Here is an 18,654-nt window from a genome sequence, read left to right on the forward strand (position 1 = left end):
CCGGTTGTAATTACAGTGTATAGCAGTTGTCAAAAAGAGGTACGCCGTGGTCACACGTGTTTCTTGCTCCCAAGCTATAGGTAGCAGTCATGCCTGTTCGACTGCTGTTTAGAGGGATTATCCGGCTCTCTCGTTGGCGCTTAGTCATACTGCCTACTATTCGACCAGTATCACCGGACGACATTGGGACCATAGTGTTTATTGCGTCATACTGATGTGTGTTTGAATATTAAGATGGCAGAAACAACGGCGCTGTCGCAGACTCTCGCGGACACGGTCACCCTGAGCCGGGAATTGCGAGAAGAAGGGCAGATCGACGGGCAAGTAAAACTCTATAATGTTGACGACGATGAAGAATTTGAGTCGGACGCCGATCTCTTCTTTGAACGAACGCTGATGACACAGGGGCTGAGAGAGGCCCTGTCAATCCTCCGCGATTCGCTGACTGGCGAGGACCCACGCGGGACGCACATCCTCTATGGGCCGTACGGGAGCGGGAAATCCCACCAAATGGTGGCGCTGTACCATTGCTTCGACGACCCCGCCGCAGCCGGGACATGGGCCGATGATTCTATTGACGGGTTCGAGGACGCACTTCCGGATTCCGCGATCCCCATCACTGTGGCGATGCACAACGAGCAGTACGAGCACCTTTGGGAGCCGTTCTTCGAAGCGCTGGACCACGATCCTGGGACGTTCGAATCCGGCGGCTACCCCGATATGCAGACGATCCAGGACGCCGTCGGCGACGAAACAGTGGCGTTCTTTGTTGACGAGCTTGAGGACTGGTTCGATACCCTCCAAGGCGACCGCAAGAGCGCGAATAAGGCCTTCCTCCAATCGTTGCTCGAATCAACGGCGCTCTCGGACCTCGAACTCTACACTATCGTTTCCGTGCTCCGTGAAGGCTCCGAGGTCCACGATATTCTGAACCGAGAGCAGGCGGTTGAGGTCAACATGAACAACCAAGTCGACAAGCGTGAGGTCCTCCGTCACCGCCTAATCGATTCCGTCGAGGAGAACGCAGCCCGTGAGATCGTCAACGGGTATTTCGACGCCTACGACCAGTCCGACCACGTCTCCCTGCCCGACGACCTACTGTCGGAGATGCACGATCTGTACCCGTTCCACCCTGTGCTTCTCGACGCTCTTGAAACGCGCTATTATGCCGACGAGGACAACCAGAACACGCGGGGGATGATCTACCTCTTCTCGAAGGTCCTGCTGGAGATGCAGGACCAGACAGACCTCATCACCCATGGCGACATCGACGCCATCGAGTTCGAGAACGAACTGGCGAAAATCAACTACGAACGGCTCAACGCCGCGATGGGCGACATCAAGAGTCGTATTGATGCCGACGAAGTCCCCCACGGTCGACGCATCCTCAACACGATTCTGCTCTACTCGTTAAAACCGAGCGAAGGTGAAGGAGCCGAAGTGTCGGAGATCGTGATGGGAGCGTATCAGACCGGCGACCTCATCTCCGACGTTGTGCTTAATCTCGAACGGCTCCACGGCGTCGCGTGGCACCTCCACAAGCTCAACGGGAAGTACGCCATCCGCGACCGGCAGAATCCGAACGCGCTGATACGGAACGCCGCCGTCGATGTCTCCGAGACGGCCGCAAAGGCCGAGGTAGCTGACTTCATCACCGACATCTTCGGGTCGAACGCCCACCCTGTCGGCTTCCGGACGAACGACATACGGGATATCCCTGACGACCGGGAGGTCAAAGTCGTCGTGAAGGACGAACAGTGGGCCCAAGACGAAGTCGAGCAGGTCATTACGAACGACGGACGGGGACGTGAATGGCGCAACACCCTCGTGTTCGTTCAACCATCGGGCGATAAGGCCATCGAGTCTGGGACCCGGTACATCGACAAAGCACGGTACATTGAGGGCGCGCGGCAGGTGCTCGCTGACGAGTCGTTGGACGACGAGATCCGTGAAGCCATTCGCGGGATGAAGGAGCAAGAAGAGAACGAACTCCGTGAAGAACTGCAACTCCTGTACGGCGATGTGATCGACGGGGATAATCTGATGGACGGCGACGAGTGGGCTAAAGTGGAGCCAATGGACCTCGATGTCTTTGTCCTCGACGAGGCGGAACTCGACGCCTCGAACATTGCGGACTCTGCGGCAGCTGACCCCTTTGACCTCCAGTCGCACGTCTGGGACATCGCCGAGGACCTTCTGGAGCGACGTGGGGAGATCTCAGTCGAGGACATCTACGAGCAGTTCCTCCGTGACCCAGAGCTCCCGATTCCTGGCAGTGCCAACGACGTGTTGAACGCAACTGTTGAAGCGCTTGACGGCAAGCCGGTACTCGCCCGTGATACTGGTGGGTTCCGTGACGACCTTTCGGGAAGCTCGCTGGACACTGTGCTCGTTCAGCAGGATGACGTGGACGTGTGGAGCGTCGATGACGCTGAGCAGGAGCTTCGCCAGCGCTTCGGGAGCGGGACGACTGCGCTCGATGTCGGCGACTTCGAGCTGGAACTCGTTGAAGACGGCGAGATCTGGATCGACGGCGACAGCCACGACGTTGTGATGCGGGCTATCGGCCGGCTCGCCCGTGAGGACCAGTACGTAATCGTGAAAGGGAACGAGATTCTCGACAAGCCACAGTCCGATGCGACGCTCCGCGACGTCGGCGGTGCGGAGGTCGTCGGTGCGTCGTCCCTCGTGGACCGTATCGAGGGGCAGATCAACGACGACGGGTACGCAAATCTCGACACGATCATCGGAGAGATTCGGTCAGATGAAGCAGTATTCCTGCCGCCGGACGAGACCGAATCGGTTGCTCGTGAGGCAGTCAACGAGTTCCTCGTCGACGACTACGTGCTAGAGGCTGGCGGTCGGTATCTCGGCTCGCTCGGCGACCGGGAGCCGACGACAGTCAAGATTGTCCCAACGGTATCCGACCGAATCGGTGACCAGATTCTGGCGTACATCGAGGACTTAGAACCGGGTGACCAGTTCACGGTCAACAAGGTAACCGACCGCTTCGACGACAGTGTCACCGAGTATATGGTGCGGACGTTCCTGCTGGAGAACATCGGGAAGGACGAGGAACCGGAGTACGTGGTCAACACAACCGGGTCGGACAAGGCCACCGACTGGGTGCCCGGCTATCCGTTCCGGAAAGCGGATACGGAGATTCCTACGTGGCGCTTCGAGTATAACGGCGACGACGTCGCTGCGATGCGGAGCAAGTGGCGGAACAACCACCAAACAGGAAGCGTGGAGTACGGTGACGTCACGTTCATGCTGCCGGAGAGGGAGGGTGTTCCCGGTGCTCTTCAGGGAACCGCCGACGTCGAGCGGACACAGGTCAGCTTGACGTTGCGGTCCGAGCAGGACTACACGAAGGTACAGGATCTCTTCGAGCGTATGCCGGAGGAGGCGTCGAGTCTGAAGATCGAGATTAGCTTCCAGAAGTAATCACGAGCCAGTTCTTCGTTATTCTGAACTCTCACTACTGTTTCAGCGCAGTCAGTAGTCGTTACGGGATCTATTTTTCTTCTGAGTCAAAATCCCACGTCAGGACGTGTTCTCCATCTTCAAACCGAGATACCCTCCGAAACTGACGCAGGCGAGTGTGTCCGTACTCCTCGGGATCCGGAATATCCTCATCGGATTGATACCGATGGACTTCGAAATGCGATCCGACAATCTCATCTCCATCTTTCGCCCAGAGAGGAACTATTTGCACCCAATCCACCGTACTGTACGTTGACCAGTCCGTAGACTCGATTTCACTCTTTAGCCGTTGATCAAGCTCCTCTTCGGATGTACGGAGGTTCTGATTTCCATAGACAATTTTGCTTGGGCACCACTCGGCATCCTTCTCTAACCGAGAGCGCTCAACATCGGCTTCAATTGAGTGGTCCGTGAGGATTTCCTCCACCTGCCGCATCTCGGCGTCTGATGCACCTGGCTCTACCAGAACCCTGTTGATGACTGCATCCGATTCGAACGACGCGAACTCCTTCTCATCGTAATCGGGTACAGGGAATTCCTCATCCGGGTCGTCTCGGATGTCTACGATTGGGTTTCCACCTCCAACAAGGGCTAAGCGAAATTCATTTTCCCACGAATAGTCCAAACCTTTGAAGAAGTACGTCTCCGGCGGGGAGTTTGGAATCGTGTCCCGCTCTCTGTCGATATACCGGACCATTCCCATGTGCACTTCTGCATCAGAGTGGAGATGTCGCCAGAGCTGACCGACTGTAGTCTCCATAGCAACGCCCAATTTCCCCGTCCCGAACTTCTCCCAGTGGTTGGGAGTTTCATCGGTTCCGAGCCGCCAACACGAGAGGAAATACTGCGATTGAGTGTTCTGACGGAACCTCTCCATACCGGCTGAGAGATTCATCTCGCTCCCGTCCTGTAATGTGGGCTGCTCGCCTGCCGATTGCGCTCGCTCTCTGGAGCGAACTGCTTCAGTTACCTGACCCTCGTCGGGGTCATCGTCCGCGTAGCTCTCTGCTGGACCGAAGTATAGTTCGCCTTCTTCAAGCGTTTTCTCGAACCACTCCAACCCGGTATAACGACGAATCACCATCTGGTTCGAGGGGAGCGTCCACACCGTATTCCGATAGGCGACCGGATAGGGGAGACCCGGTGGCCCAGATCCCTCCCTATTCTCTGAGGCACTCTCCAAACTCTCGTCTGTACTCTCATCACGTGACCTTTCGGTGTCTGTTTCGTCACTCATATTCTCTGAGTGTAGTGATTGGTGTATGAAGATTACCGACGCGTCTCTACATACTGTGGTTCCCCTCGGGCGAGAGAACGCACACTTATGAGGTTCCTGCATAATCGCTTCTATATACTGAATAATGTCTGAGCAATCTGGATCTTCACAGGGCCGGCAGAAGCGGACGGAGCTTCCCATCGAACGCGGGTTCCCCATCGAGCGCGTGAACGAGATCGCCGCCAAAGAGGGCCGGGCGAAAATGTACTACCGCCCCATCTACACGATGCACAAGTGGTGGGCTCGACGGCTGGGTTGCGTCTTCCGTGCCATCTCGCTCTACACGCTGCTGGACGACCCGGAGAAGGTCTCCGTGTTCGAGCCCGGCCACGAGGGGAGCACGCTGGCATCCTATGATGACGACGCCGACGGTGAATCCGACCTCGATGTTGCGTCGCTGCTCGAACGCGTGGACATGACCGACCCGGAGAGTCTCTGGGAGCTCTATCCTAAGGATGTCCGGGTCGAGGACAAGAAGGTCCTCGACCCGTTCATGGGCGGCGGCACATCGCTTGTCGAGGCATCGCGCTTCGGTGCAGAGCTGACCGGAAATGACCTGAATCCTGTGGCTTGGTTCGTTACAAAAAAAGAGTTAGAGGGCGGAGATACTTCAGTAGATGAATTACAGGAAGCATTCACTCAAGTAAAGCAAGGGGCTGCTGACAGAGTGAAGCAAGTGTACAAGACCCCGTGTCCTAACGGTGATCATAAAGCAGAAGCTATGTATTATTTTTGGGTCAAGGAACTAGATTGCGTCTCTTGCGATAATACAGTTCAGCTGTTTAATGACTACCGAGTTGCAAAGGGAAGATATGAAAGTGATGACAAATATAATGTATTCTGTCCGTCTTGTGAAAAAGTAGTTTCAGTTGATGATTGGCAGTCAGACGGGCCTTGCCCCAGTTGTGGAACCAGTTTTAATCCCTCTGAAGGTACTGTAGACCGGTCTGGTTATTCATGTAGAGAGTGTGGACAAAAGTACGGGATTACGGATGCTATTCCTGAGCAAGGAGACTTCGGACTCAGTCTATATGCTGTTGAGTACTATTGTTCACATTGTGATGCAACTGGGGAAAATAAATCGGTTTACAAAGGGTATAAACAAGCTGAGCAGTTCGACCATGACCTATACGAAGAAGCCAGGAAGTCGCTTGACGAGAATGATGATATAAAGGAATATATTCCATCTGCTGAGATCCGCCCGGGATGGTCTACAGATGCAACTCAATTTGAGGGGAGTATGTCTGGTAATGGGAACCTCCCCGGATACGGGATCACCAAGTGGAAGGATATGTTTAATAAGAGGCAATTATATGGGCTGTCAATAATACTCGAAGAAATTGACCAGATAGAAAATCAGCGTATTAAAGAGTATCTCTTGTTGGCTCTCAGCGACTCCCTTCGATATAACAATATGATGATTGGATATAATCATAGCCATAATAAAATACATGATATGTTCAAGACTAATTCCTTTGATAATGTGAATAAACCTATTGAAGGTAATGTCTGGGGGGCAGAATACGGCACAGGCTCATTTAGTAAGATGTTTGACTTGGTAGTTAGCGGTGTAGAGTATGCAAATAGCCCCTCTGAGCGGTATGTCGAAAATGGAGAAACCCAGAAGATAGAAGGGTTCCAGAAGAAAGTGGGTGGTAATCACTCACTGTACCAAGGAGACCTGAGGGATTTAGAACTGAAAGAAAATGAATATGACTTAGTCCTAACTGATCCCCCCTATTACAATAACGTTCACTATGCAGAGCTGGCGGATTACTTCTATGTTTGGCTTCAGCTTATTCTTAAAGACAACTATGAATGCTTCAATCAAGAAAGTACTCCTCACAACCAAAGTATTGAATCAAATCCAGCGATAAATAAAGGAGTTGAAGAATTCCAGTCAGAGCTGGCGGAATCGTTCAAGAAAATCAAAAAGACGTTGAAGAATGATGGGGCACTTGTATTCACTTACCATCATAGTGATTCCGAATCTTGGGGAGAACTTCTTGAAGCGCTCTGTAACGTTGGATTTGAGGTGACTGCTACTTATCCAATTACTGCTGATATCAATAAATTCACTGATGGTGAGGCAGTCACCTTCGACATTATCGTAGTTGCACGGCCTGCCGATGAACGAACTCCTACCTCTTGGAATTCCCTACGACGGGAAATCTATCGGACTGCTCGGGAGACTCGTCGAGGTCTTGAAGAAAACCGCGATCTCTCTCGCGGTGACATCGGCGTGATGGAGATGGGCGCGTGTTTTCATGAATACTCTAAGCACCACGGGAAGGTGCAACGCGACGGCGAGATTATGTCCGCTAAAGAGGTCGTCAAAGAGATTTACGGCATCATCCAGGAGGCCAGCGACATCGGCGTTGAGGACGTGTTTATCGACCTGCTCGACACGCCGACCCCCTCGTTCGACGACGTCAACAAGCTCTGCCGCGGAACCAACGCCACACCAGAGGATCTCAAGGAGACGTGCCTGTACAACCAAGATGACGGCTTCGAACTCGGTACTTGGGACAACGAGAAGCGCCAGGCGTACATCCAGGAACGCGTCAACGGCGACGGCGGCGACCATCTCTCAAACCTCGACAAGCTCCAGTTCCTCCGCTATCGATACGAGAAAGGGCAAGCGGTCCAGAACTACGTCGAAAAGTGGGATATCGATGACGACCTGCGTGAACTCGCCGGTCGGCTCGCGGACGTGACCGGAGACGACACGTATACGCGAGTGCTTGGGGATCGGGATATCACGAGCTACTGAAGCGGATAGACGGCTGAAGGTTCTATGTGAACTACCCTACTCGCTCACGGCTGACGCCGTTCGGTCGTTGAGGGTAGGGCTTCCTGTTTCCACGACACGCTTTGCAGTCACCTAAACCAGCGTTTTCGTGTCAGAATTGGAATGGGTTTTGGTGGCTGTGCCTGTTGCGCCTCTATGTGGGATTATCAGCCAAAAATATACGCAAAGAACGCGACAATTCCTCCCAAGAATGCAAGCCAGGCAATGATTCCAATAATTCCAAACGCCCCTGTATTGAGCGATGCGAGGGCTATGATTGCGGAGACAATCCAAATTACGGAAGGTAGGGATAGACTAATCCACGCATCTGGCATGGTTGAAGATTGTCAGATGATAATATAAGTTCTCTTCCCCGACAGTATTTTAGGATTTAGCGGACGGGGATGCCACCCGAAGCTTTTTGTCGAGCGATAGGCTATATATCACTGTAATAGGTCTGAGCATGAGCAAGGAATTAGCCGAGCAGTTTGACCGCGACCTCTCTGCCCCTGACGAAACAGCGGAGCGTGCACGAAAGGCACGCAAGCAGGGCGCGGCACTCGATATAGATTGGGAGACGGCGTTTGAAGTATACGATGCTCAGGCAAACCAAGATCCAAAGAAATTTATCCGATTTCCGGAGTCCGCTCCAGAGCCCCAAGACGTCGCAGTGACGCAATTTGAGGGATCAGATTCGATGTCGGACGACGACGACCGTTACGAATCTACTGTATCGCGTTAGGGATCTTCTGAATGCCGGTCGATTTGGATATCATAGATACGCAATTACTTGTCTACATGGCCAATGAGGCACAGCCATGGGCCACCGAAATCCACGACGAAATTATCGCAGGCGAACGTATTGTTTTCATTCCACGGTATGTTGCTACTGAGTTCTATCAGGTAATGGAGCGAAATCGCGGGAGTCCTGGTCAAGACCTCGCTTGGGAGCATCTAATCACGCTGAGCGATACGCCCGCTGCAGTCGTTCCTCATCCCAATAGGTTCCGAGTTGATGTCGACGCAGTTCGGCACCACGCGACGACGAGAGCGCTCGCAGCACGGTGTGATATGCAACCGAAGGATGCGCCGATTCTCGCCACTGCATACCGACTCGCGGAGTTTATTGACGCCTATGACCCACCAAATCATTCACAGGATGCGATTCCCAACGATCCTGAAGAGTTCCGCGTGAAACGGCTGCTCAACGAGATTGATGTCGATTCTATCACCTCGCGTATTCTCACAAACGAGCGTGATTTCGTCGGTGTTGATCTGGATTCTGTAGGCCTCGAAAAAGTGAGCGTCAGGCGTTTGCCGTGAGGCTATGGATCATATCCGATTCTTTTCACGTTATTAGAAATAGGTGCCTTTCTTGTGCCCACAGCCGTCTTCGACGCCCATTAGCTTGCGCCACCGGGCTTGCGGGAATGGTCACACAGGCTCCACGCAGCACCTTCGCGCTCATATTAATCTTGTTCATCTTGCAGAATAGTACTTTGGTTCGCTGGCTACTGCATAAATGAGGAGATTCGGTCGGCAATAGAATACTGAACTGTCTGACAGCATAATTACTTAATGCGCTGCTGAGAGAGTACGATTCAAGAATGGCAGGTCCAGGCCAAATCCCCGGCCGTTATAATCTCATCATCAAGGGCGAGTACGATGCGTTCGACCACCAGATACCGGTCGAGGAATTCCTCCAGCGACTCAAAAACGACGATGTCCCCAATAAAGTGAGCGTCGTCGGACTCGCCGCCGCGTTCCAAGATGGTGACCTGGCCGTGAATCTCGCCCAAGAGATGGATAGCCGAGCGAACGACCTAGAATATCAGAGTCCGACCATCCAATTCATTGTCGACGGGTCATTCCACCGGAATGGAAAGACGTATGACCTCCGCGACGGCGACGAGCTTCACTCGCTACAAGAGGTCTTTGGGCCGCAACTGGAGCGGAAGGAAAGCGGTGACTGGTTAGTAGCTCCATTTTGACAGAGTCAAATTCAACGTCCCCAAGAAACAGTAGGACAGCAAAAGTCACTAGGCTGAGTGGGAGCATCAGTTGCACCATCGAACAAACGAATACGCTGATATCCCGGGTGAAATAGTAAATTTCTGTTGACATGAGAGTGACCGATAAGATTGCTATGTCACGTAACTCATCGAGGCTGTAGGTCATCCTCTTGATCAAGTCTGCTAATTCGACAATTTCGTCATCTACAACAATTTCAGCGGCCCCTCTTTCTCTACTTCCCCAGAACCATTCAAGAAGTAGAGATCGACCCACTCTTCACCGTCTTCCCGACAGAAGACGGGCACACACGTTGTGGCGTGCTCGTACCGGTCATTACACTTTAGTTCGATTTGCTCACGCGTCCAGTCGCCTTCCTGCTCCAGATCGTATCGATTCCGTACGTCGTATGAGTGTTCATCGGCGGCTGACTTAAGCACGCGGAGCGAGAAGTCCTTGACATCCTTGAACGTGAACGGACCGCTCATTTGCTTCGCTAGGTGGAGGTCCGATTCGTCGACGCCGTCGAGGCATAGTTCATGCTCCGCCACGGCTCGGAACGCCTCCAGTTCAGGAGCATCTCCCACGAGAACTTCGTGGATATACTCGTGAACAACGTCGTCGTAGGCATCGAGCGAGAACTCGTCGGGTGAGAGTATTTGCAGTTCCGCTCCAGTCTGCACGACACGGCGGCGTTTTGATTCGAGAAGCGGACACAGGAACGCGAGCCGGTCAGAGTGAAGGAGGTAGGCGTAGCTGAACAGCCGTGACCTAGACGGGGATTCCTTCACTGGGTCGTGCCCTTCTGCATAGTACTTCGAGTCAAGCACAGCTAGTGTCTTCTCACCCTCCTGTAGCACGTGGTCCGGCTCATGGTATATTTGTCCCTCACCCTCGAACGGATTCACAGACGGTGATCGAACAGGCGTCACGTCGTCAAGACTGCCAAGATGGTCGTAAGATTTGACATATGAGAGCTCCCGCTCGATGACAACCTGAGAGTACTGCTCAAACAGCGACTCCATATTCAGAACATAGTCTACGACTAGTTCTCGCGGGCCATCTCGGAGTTGCTGACCAAGTGAAGACGACATCACAGCCTTGGCGACGTCGAACGCCTTCCGGTAGTACCCTCGTTGTTTCGGAAGGTCGTTAAGCGAGAGGCGTCGATACGCGTCCATCCGGTCCAATCCGCTGCTGACACCCATATTCTCCAGACGCTCCACCTCTCGGTGAACCTCCGAGAAAATGCGGTCGTACGCAGGGTGATCGTTCTCGTGAGAGTTTTGCCGAAAGAGTCGAAGCAGCGTCTTTCCAGCGAAATGTAGCAATGAGTTCGCGGCGTTGTCGTACTCAGTCTCGTTGCGGATCCAGTGTGGCTCCAGAGTCCCCTGCGCGTGGTTCATCAGCGTCTGTTCGACATCGATCTCTCCCCGCCCGTTTAGACTGTTGAGCCGTCGAATAACCAAGTCGCGGATATACCCCTGCCGGTGAATCGTCTCTAGCCCGTCGAGGTAGTTGATTGCCAGTACGACGAAAACGTCATCGAGGTGGATATCGTCAGAGAGGAAATCCTGCAGTGGGATCCCGTGATACTCAATGGAGCGGTTCTGATCGTAGACTGCCAGCAGCATATCAAAGATATGCTCCCAGTCGATCTTCGGATCAACCTGCACCTTCGACGACGGTGTGAGACTTACAACGCCGATGATATCCGTCGCTTCGACGTGTACCTCGTTCTCCTCGCCGTCTACAGTGACCGTGACAACCTCGTACTCCTGGTCGCCATCGAGTGCCGCCTGACTCTTCGTGAAGATGCCGGGACTCTGCTGCGTGAACGAAGCGCGACGAAGCTGGTCCCCGATGGACGACGGACAACCCTCTATCCGTATCTCCCCGCGTTCGGGGACGTTGAAGGTGTCCTCCCCGTACTGGTACACTTCGTCGACGGTGCTCATGACTCGTAGGAGCCCATCTGTCTTCGTTCCTGCTCGAGTTCCCGCTCGGCTAGCTCAGCAGCAGGGGCGAGGTCGAACTCTTCAAACTCGCCATTCAGCGCGCGGTAGTGCTCCGCAATTCGCTCGATTTGTGGGAATGCTGCCGCGTTCAGGAGCCGCGGGACAATATACGTACGGAACGCTTGCCCGACAGCGTCGGTCTGGTCGTGTTCGTACTCCCCGCCCTCTCGACATGCAACGCCGAGGAACACGGCGACATCGCGGTAGTGCATCGGTCCAAATCGCATGATCGAACCCTGTGAAGTCGATTCGTGACCGTGATTGATACCTTCGTAGTCACGCTCGAACAGTCGGAGAATCTCACTATCCTCTAACTCAGTCTGTTCGCTGATGTGCGTGGTAATCCAGCTCTTGAATAACTGCCGGCGCTTGTCTTCCTCGTACTCGTCGAGTTCGATCATCGCAAACCGGCGGGTGATGGCGTTGTCCAACTCGTTGACCGTCCGATCGGACATGTTCATCGTACAGATGATGTTCACCCGTTCGTCAAGCTCGATGGTTTCGCCTTCGTCAGTCTCAAAAATCGTCTGGTGGGGGTTCTCGATAGCAGTGTAAAGCGGGCCAAAGATTTTGGAGATATCTGCTCTGGTGATCTCGTCCAGAATGACACCGTACTCGACGTTGAATTCCTGAGCCCGCTGGACGGCTTCCGAGACGCAGCCGAGTTTAGTCCGATAGCTCAGCGAATCGCCCGTGTAGTCCGGGCTGATACCCCCGATGATATCCGACGGCGTCCACGACGGAGTAGCTGTATGGAGCGCGTATCCGATACCAGTCTCACGCGCGAGTTGCTTGGCAAACGTCGTCTTGCCCGTTCCCGTTGGACCATAGAGGACGACCGGCTTCCCTGCTTCAAGAGCCACCTTCGCGTTCCGCATCACATCTTTCGGAACAAGGATTTCTTCCGGCGTTTCGTCACCGCGGAAACTGACCACACGTTTGAGACGGTCAGAGGCGATTGGAGATTGTAGAACTGCACGTCGGACCGCTCCAAGTCCGCGCTGCCCGTCATGACGGGTGTCCAATTTCTCCTCCTCGATGAGGTATTCGAGAACGTCCTCGTTCTCTGCATTCTTGATGACGTCAACGACATCATCTTCAACACGTCGGAGAATATCGATTTCTTCTTTCGCATCGGCGAGTGAGTACGCATCGTCAGAAGTACTAACCATTTACATATAGATACTGATGAGCATTTATAAAATCCCGTACAACCGTCTTCAATCAACTTAGCAACTATAGTACATCCATCGTTTTCAACGATACTGGTTTTCGATCCGGCCCCTAACACATGCATCAAGCGAGCGGTCCGAAATCACACACCCACACCCCCCCGTCGTCAACTCGGTCAGGAAAGACTCTCTTGGGTAAGGTGATATGAGAGAGTTCATATAGCCATTAGAGTGTCCCTATCCGATAAGTAGGGCACAGAGGGCACAGTCTCAATTACTACTGCGAGGACATTGTATTATTCGAGCTGTCTGCCCCACATTCTTGTCCTACGGTTTTGGTTGACAAACAACTGTAATAAAGCTTCGCCTTTAACAGAGCTATGGGTTGTGCGGCTGTAGGGTTTCCTACTCTATCTCTTATTCTTGGGAACTATCTCTCAACGGTCTCTATTCACTCATCTTGGGCGATACATATATTCAGTTCAGCTTTACCCCCTCCCCTCACTCAACATCCCAGAGTTGACGACACGGGGGTGTGTGTCTGTTCATGTCGTTGCCCTACTCTCACCTGTTTGGATATTAGTGGTCGTGACGTGCTTTGCCGACTATCAGAGTTGACGACATGGGGGTGTGTGGGCCTCTACGCATCGATTATACTCTTGAACAGAGTTGACGACACGGGGGTGTGTGCGGCGACATTGACGACATGGGAGTGGTCCGCGACATGCACGACGTAAGATTTATCGAATTACACACGAATCGTAGGCACATGAGTGATGGGTCCGATCTTGACGATGTCTGGGCCACCGGAGAAATCTTCGATGATGAAGAGGTTCTTCATGAACACTGGACGCCGGAATCCGTTCCTGAACGAGCTTCCGAGCGAGATGAAATAATCCGAGGACTTCGCCGGGCCTTCCGCGGTGAAGCACCAAAGAACATGTTTCTCCAGGGAAAGACTGGTCAAGGAAAAACTGCGACCGCACAGCACGTTCTTGAAATGTTTGAACAGCGAGCTGACCAACAGAATCTCGACGTAGATACGGTCTACGTCTCGTGTGCTAACCACAAATCCTCCTATAAAGTTGCCTGCGATATCGTCGAACAGTACATGGGTGAGAACCCGCATGGCCACGGCCAGCACAAGGTCTTTGAGATGATGTTCGATGTGTTTGAGAGCCTCGCAGAGATCGTCGTGGTTGTCCTCGACGAAGTTGACTCAATCGGCGATAAGCACGACATTCTCTACTCGATTCCTCGCGCCCGAAAACAGGGCGACGTAAAAAACACTAAGCTCGGGATTATCGGGATCACAAACGATTCTACATTTCTCTCGAATCTGGACCCGAAAGTCAAATCCTCACTATATGACTCAGTAATCCAGTTCGACGCGTATGACTCGGAGGAACTCCAGCAGATTCTTTCGCGACGTGCTGACCGTGCATTCGTTGATGGGGCCGTCGATGACTCGGCTATCTCGTTATGTGCTGCCTTCGCTGCGCAGGACAAGGGTTCTGCTCGCCAGGCAATTGATTATCTCTACGAAGCCGGTGAGGTTGCGCTTGATCACTCGGATGATCTCATCGTCGACGATCATGTCCGGGAGGCCGAAGAGCGCGTTGAGAAACGATACATCACTCAGAGCATCAATGGACTTACGATTCAGGATCAGGCGACGCTCACGGCCATGGTTTCCGTCGCCGTTGACGGCGACGAACCAGCCCGAACGCGCCGCGTGTACTCTGAGTATTCAAATCTCTGTTCGGAAATTGGTGTCAATAAGCTAGCTTTCGACCGGATGCGGGACCACCTTCTTGAGTTGGACATGATTGGAATAATTGACGGAAAGAAGCGCACAGGCGACGGTCAAGGCGGCGAGAAGTACTACTGGGAGATGAGTACTGATACTGGGACGACTATCGAAGTTCTTGAATCAATTAGCCGTCTTGACGATGTCATCGATATCGTCGTCTCATCAGCACAGAACTCGAGTATTACGAACTACTAAATACCTCTTTAGAGCTGTTTAGACGTCTGAAATTATTAGTATTGGAAAACAATCTGCCCTTTTATCAATGTGTAATCGTCTGCGTCAGACATGCTGACTGGTCCGTCTTGACCGGGATGTCTCCACCGTGGCTGTCAATGCCGTAGAGTTTTGCTTCCGTCTGTCGATGATATTTACTTTCAGATACTGGACAGTAGTTTCGAGCTTATTACCAACTATATAGTCTATGTTCTAGATTGGGCTACTGTATAAGATTTCTAATAATTAGCCTCGATCACGGCTTACAGACTAGTCTGAGTATGCATTAAAAATCAACCAATAGCATACGAGTAGGTAACCCAGTATAATACGAAGTATTATACAGTAGTAATGTCCATTTGAGGCACAAGTTATTTGTTCATTCCACTGTCAGGACACGGTGGTGAATTCAGTATGGTATTCACCTCAAATGTATGTAATTCAATATAATATACGATAGCGGGTCATCGGTGGGGAATCAGTGGACAACCAAACCACCCAGATAGAGACATCCATGTCAACACGAACTAACGCATCGAACGAATCGAACTCACAATCAACTCTCTACGCTCGCGCAAAGCGCCAGTTCGCTGCAGCGTGGCTCACTCCTGGTGTGCGACCGGCAACGCAGTTGCTGTTGATCCTCACGCTGTTTGCTGGCTCTGCGATGGGCCAGACCGACGTCGGGAATATATACTGTGGCACTGCTGTCGAAGACGGTGTCAACGTCGTCTTTGGGGCTCTGGCTGGCCTTGGCCTGCCGGCGACGATGGTCTTCGTCGGCCGCAGCGGGCTCTCATACATGCGGGCTTCGGGCAACCCAAACCAGCAAAACGAGGCCCGGCGGGATCTCATCCTCTCGCTCGTCGGCTTGGGCGTTGTTGTGCTGGCAATCGTGGCTCCAGAACTCATCACGAAGTTCGGGAACAACGTTGGCTTCGGCTTCTCGGACTGCGTGACGCCATTCTAAGGCCACACAATGCCCTCACTCCGCTCATTGCTGGTAATTGCGGCCCTTTGCTCGCTGCTTTCGACAGCCGCAGCTGCGGGGCCTACGTCTGGGACTACCGGCCCGGCCCAGATCCAGACTGAGCGGGCGACGGGACACACCCTCACCGGTTCGAGCCACGGTGGCGTTGGGGTACTTCAACAAAACGCCACCGCACCGAATGGCTCCAGCGGAGAGGGAACGGAAGCGAACAACACTGAAACCAACGAGTCCAGTGCCCGAGGCCCAGCGGCCAACGGAACGGCAGCCAACGAAACCGAGGGTAACGAGTCCATTGACCGAGGGCCAGCAACGAACCAGACAGAAGTGAATAGGTCCGTCAAAATGGGAGCAAGGCAGAACCTCAGCGCGAAAGTTTCGTGCTACGAGAATGCCTCGAATCCACCAGCAAACGCCTCTGTCGGGGACAACGCGACGGCAGGCGTCGTGCCTCCGAACCGGTCGTACAACCACAATCACACGTTCTTCCGTGCGCTGTGGTCTGGCGACCCCGATCATCCAGACCTCACACGGGCTGACCGGGCCGAGGCCGAGAACGGCACGCTGGCTGTTCTGCCCTCATGCACGGGAGATATGCTCTCTCGCGAGCCATCGAACACGACGCTGTGGAACCGGCCCGAACACGACTCGTTCCGGACTGGTATCGAGAACTCCTCGCAACCAGTGAACGTCACGGATACTCGCTCTGGACTCTGGATTCGTGACGCCTATGTTACGTTCTTTAGCGTCGAACCATCGACGGTTGTCCATCGCGAGTCTGGCACAACGCGTCTGGTCCGTCCGAACGGAACCGTTCGTGCCATCCACGACTACCGGGTGTACATTTCGGAGTTCTTCGAGGACGACTTCCGAGTGGTGAACACGTCGACGAGTACGACGCTGTATGCCAACGGCACTGCAATGGACAACAGCACTGCCGCCCAGCCCACGCTCAACTACACCCAGATCAACGGGACGGCTGAACTCCAGTTGGTGACGACGATCTCGATGAATCTCTCGGAGATTGACGATGACGAGATTGATGAGTACGAACTGACGGTCACGGACTCACGGACGGTCCAAGTAGAGAATCTCTCCGAGCGGGAGATGGTCGTCGAGCCCGGCGTCGTTCCGAACGGCAGAGGGGCCACGACCGACGACTATCGAATCGGGACTGTAATTCCCGGCAGCTGGCAGAGCGTCCAGTTCGACGCCGGATACGAGGTCCGGAGCAAGTGGCGGTTCTACACTCGTTCACCGCCCGGCTGGGAAAACTGGTCAGCGAACACGACGACGCCCGTACGACCGCTTGAAACCCACGCTGTCCGGGCTACGGAAGGTCCAGAAGTCACGGTCAACCGCGTCCAAAACGAGAGTTCCGACGGCTGGCGGCTCATCCCGTCGCTCGAAGCGACGTATCCGATGAACGCGACGGGAAATACGACGGCGAACGCGACCAACAGGACCACGCTCCCACCGGAGATTCGGGTCAACCGGTCGGAGTCGTTCACGACTGCGGATCGGTTCACGATTCGGAGTGCGGAACAACTCCGGACAGAGAACTTCGAGATCCGTGGGCTCGTCCGTGGGAACAGCATCGAACAGCCAGCGGACTCGACGAACCCGACGCCAATCCGGGAGGTTAACATCACCTCTGAGGTCGTCAATTCGACCGACAACTCGACGGACCTGCTGGTCAGGGTCAACCCGAAGGCTGGCTTCCCGATTGCGGCAGGGAACGTCACTGTCGCAACGGGACAGTCCAGGGTCGAACGGTCGCTCTCTGCCGATGACGAGATTACGGTCACCGTCGACCAGGGTGAAGTCTCCTCGGCGATAGTCACGTATCGTCCGACTCAGATCTGGTGGGAGCAAGGGCGTGCTGTCCCGGTTCGGGACACGCAAGAACGCGTTGCGTATGAGGTGGATCTTCCAGACCTTTCGGAGTTCATCGACCTCGCTGTAGTGACGCTCCTGACGTTGTTGCCGGCTGTGCTGGTACTGTATGGCTACGACGTCTGGATGAGAGGCAAATTCATCGGTTGGTATAATCCATGACAAAGCAAGATATACCACGAAATAGCAGTATCGACCGCAGAACCGTGCTTGGACTCCTCAGCGGGGGTCTTGCCACGCTTGCAGGATGCAGTGGCGGGCTGTTTGATGACAGTGGCGGAGACGGCGGAAGCGCCAGCCCGCCAGAAGAGCAGTCCGACTACATCGAAGAAACATCGATTGAGATTGTCGAGAACGGCCGCCAATTGGCTCTGGAAGTGGCTGTGACCGATGAGATCGAGCCGTCATCGGTTAGCATCATCACAGAGTCTGGCCGAGAGTTCTCCAGCGACTACTTCAGCTCCGGCGAAACCCGGACACGCCTCTCACTAACAGAGGGTGAGGACTCGAATGAGCCACTGCCACGGGGCCAGCACAAACTCTACCTCCGTGGAGATGGCGTCGAAACTGAAATTCCACTCCAACTGGGCACGACATTTGAACTCGAGGAAGTTGTTCCTGGAACTGACCACGAAGAAATTCGTGACGACAGTTTAGGAGTGGTTGTCCAGAATGTGGGACAGCGAACTGGTGCGGCGGTTCGAACAATCCTCAACGGAGAAAACAAAGACAGCGATCCGTTTGAACCAATAGAGCCGGGCGAAACCGGTATTGTCGAATTCACATATCTGCTTAATGATCGAGTGGCTAATTGTGTGAAGGTTGAAAAAACAACTGAGCGAGATGAAAAACTAACTGTTGAATTCCTCTGGAGTGCTCCAGTTGTGCTCACTCAAACGATTAGCTATGATAACTCAAAGGGGTGCAAAAAATCCCTAGCTGGTACTCCTGAAGAAATCACCGAAACCTCAACCGAGACGGAGACGTAGCA

At 53.6% G+C, this 18,654-nt stretch carries 13 protein-coding genes; 10 read left to right on the forward strand and 3 right to left on the reverse strand.

Annotated elements, in window-relative coordinates; genetic code table 11:
• The first annotated feature begins 234 nt into the window (after window positions 1-234).
• Window positions 235-3,447: a DUF499 domain-containing protein gene (locus IEY38_RS19870; RefSeq protein ID WP_188980552.1), complete on the forward strand. Its 3,213-nt coding sequence runs from the start codon at window positions 235-237 to the stop codon at window positions 3,445-3,447.
• A 70-nt stretch (window positions 3,448-3,517) separates the two neighbouring features.
• On the opposite strand, the gene IEY38_RS19875 is transcribed toward IEY38_RS19870, so the two are convergent.
• Window positions 3,518-4,723, reverse strand: a complete 1,206-nt coding sequence (locus tag IEY38_RS19875; RefSeq protein ID WP_188980554.1) for a hypothetical protein — start codon at window positions 4,721-4,723, stop codon at window positions 3,518-3,520.
• A 124-nt stretch (window positions 4,724-4,847) separates the two neighbouring features.
• On the opposite strand from IEY38_RS19875, the gene IEY38_RS19880 reads away from it, so the two are divergent.
• The 5 genes from IEY38_RS19880 to IEY38_RS19900 all read left to right on the forward strand — a co-directional run bounded on the left by IEY38_RS19880 (window position 4,848) and on the right by IEY38_RS19900 (window position 9,544).
• On the forward strand, window positions 4,848-7,535 hold the full coding sequence (locus tag IEY38_RS19880) for a DUF1156 domain-containing protein (RefSeq protein ID WP_188980556.1): 2,688 nt from the start codon (window positions 4,848-4,850) through the stop codon (window positions 7,533-7,535).
• Between the two features lie 174 nt (window positions 7,536-7,709).
• Entirely contained in the window at window positions 7,710-7,916 is a 207-nt protein-coding gene (locus tag IEY38_RS19885; RefSeq protein ID WP_188980558.1) for a hypothetical protein, read from the forward strand.
• A 100-nt stretch (window positions 7,917-8,016) separates the two neighbouring features.
• Window positions 8,017-8,295, forward strand: coding sequence for a hypothetical protein (locus IEY38_RS19890; RefSeq protein ID WP_188980560.1), 279 nt, complete (start codon window positions 8,017-8,019; stop codon window positions 8,293-8,295).
• A gap of 11 nt (window positions 8,296-8,306) precedes the next feature.
• The gene (locus IEY38_RS19895) at window positions 8,307-8,876 is read left to right on the forward strand and encodes a hypothetical protein (RefSeq protein ID WP_229775396.1); all 570 of its coding nucleotides are present in this window, start codon (window positions 8,307-8,309) and stop codon (window positions 8,874-8,876) included.
• A gap of 284 nt (window positions 8,877-9,160) precedes the next feature.
• Window positions 9,161-9,544, forward strand: coding sequence for a hypothetical protein (locus tag IEY38_RS19900; protein ID WP_188980564.1), 384 nt, complete (start codon window positions 9,161-9,163; stop codon window positions 9,542-9,544).
• A 225-nt stretch (window positions 9,545-9,769) separates the two neighbouring features.
• Here IEY38_RS19900 and IEY38_RS19905 read toward each other — a convergent pair whose 3' ends face one another.
• Entirely contained in the window at window positions 9,770-11,521 is a 1,752-nt protein-coding gene (locus IEY38_RS19905) for a 5-methylcytosine restriction system specificity protein McrC (protein ID WP_188980566.1), read from the reverse strand.
• The gene (locus IEY38_RS19910) at window positions 11,518-12,753 is read right to left on the reverse strand and encodes an AAA family ATPase (protein ID WP_188980568.1); all 1,236 of its coding nucleotides are present in this window, start codon (window positions 12,751-12,753) and stop codon (window positions 11,518-11,520) included. The genes IEY38_RS19905 and IEY38_RS19910 overlap by 4 nt, the downstream gene beginning before the upstream one ends.
• A gap of 769 nt (window positions 12,754-13,522) precedes the next feature.
• Here IEY38_RS19910 and IEY38_RS19915 point away from each other — a divergent pair.
• The 4 genes from IEY38_RS19915 to IEY38_RS19930 all read left to right on the forward strand — a co-directional run bounded on the left by IEY38_RS19915 (window position 13,523) and on the right by IEY38_RS19930 (window position 18,652).
• On the forward strand, window positions 13,523-14,761 hold the full coding sequence (locus IEY38_RS19915) for a Cdc6/Cdc18 family protein (RefSeq protein WP_188980570.1): 1,239 nt from the start codon (window positions 13,523-13,525) through the stop codon (window positions 14,759-14,761).
• A 532-nt stretch (window positions 14,762-15,293) separates the two neighbouring features.
• Complete coding sequence (locus tag IEY38_RS19920; RefSeq protein WP_188980572.1) at window positions 15,294-15,749, forward strand: pilin; 456 nt, start codon at window positions 15,294-15,296, stop codon at window positions 15,747-15,749.
• A gap of 9 nt (window positions 15,750-15,758) precedes the next feature.
• The gene (locus tag IEY38_RS19925) at window positions 15,759-17,825 is read left to right on the forward strand and encodes a hypothetical protein (RefSeq protein ID WP_188980574.1); all 2,067 of its coding nucleotides are present in this window, start codon (window positions 15,759-15,761) and stop codon (window positions 17,823-17,825) included.
• Window positions 17,822-18,652 (forward strand): hypothetical protein, encoded by an 831-nt coding sequence (locus tag IEY38_RS19930; RefSeq protein ID WP_188980576.1) that lies wholly within the window; start codon window positions 17,822-17,824, stop codon window positions 18,650-18,652. The genes IEY38_RS19925 and IEY38_RS19930 overlap by 4 nt, the downstream gene beginning before the upstream one ends.
• The last annotated feature ends 2 nt before the right edge of the window (window positions 18,653-18,654 follow it).

The sequence above is a fragment of the Haloarcula sebkhae genome (assembly GCF_014647415.1).
Classification (GTDB): Archaea; Halobacteriota; Halobacteria; order Halobacteriales; family Haloarculaceae; genus Haloarcula; species Haloarcula sebkhae.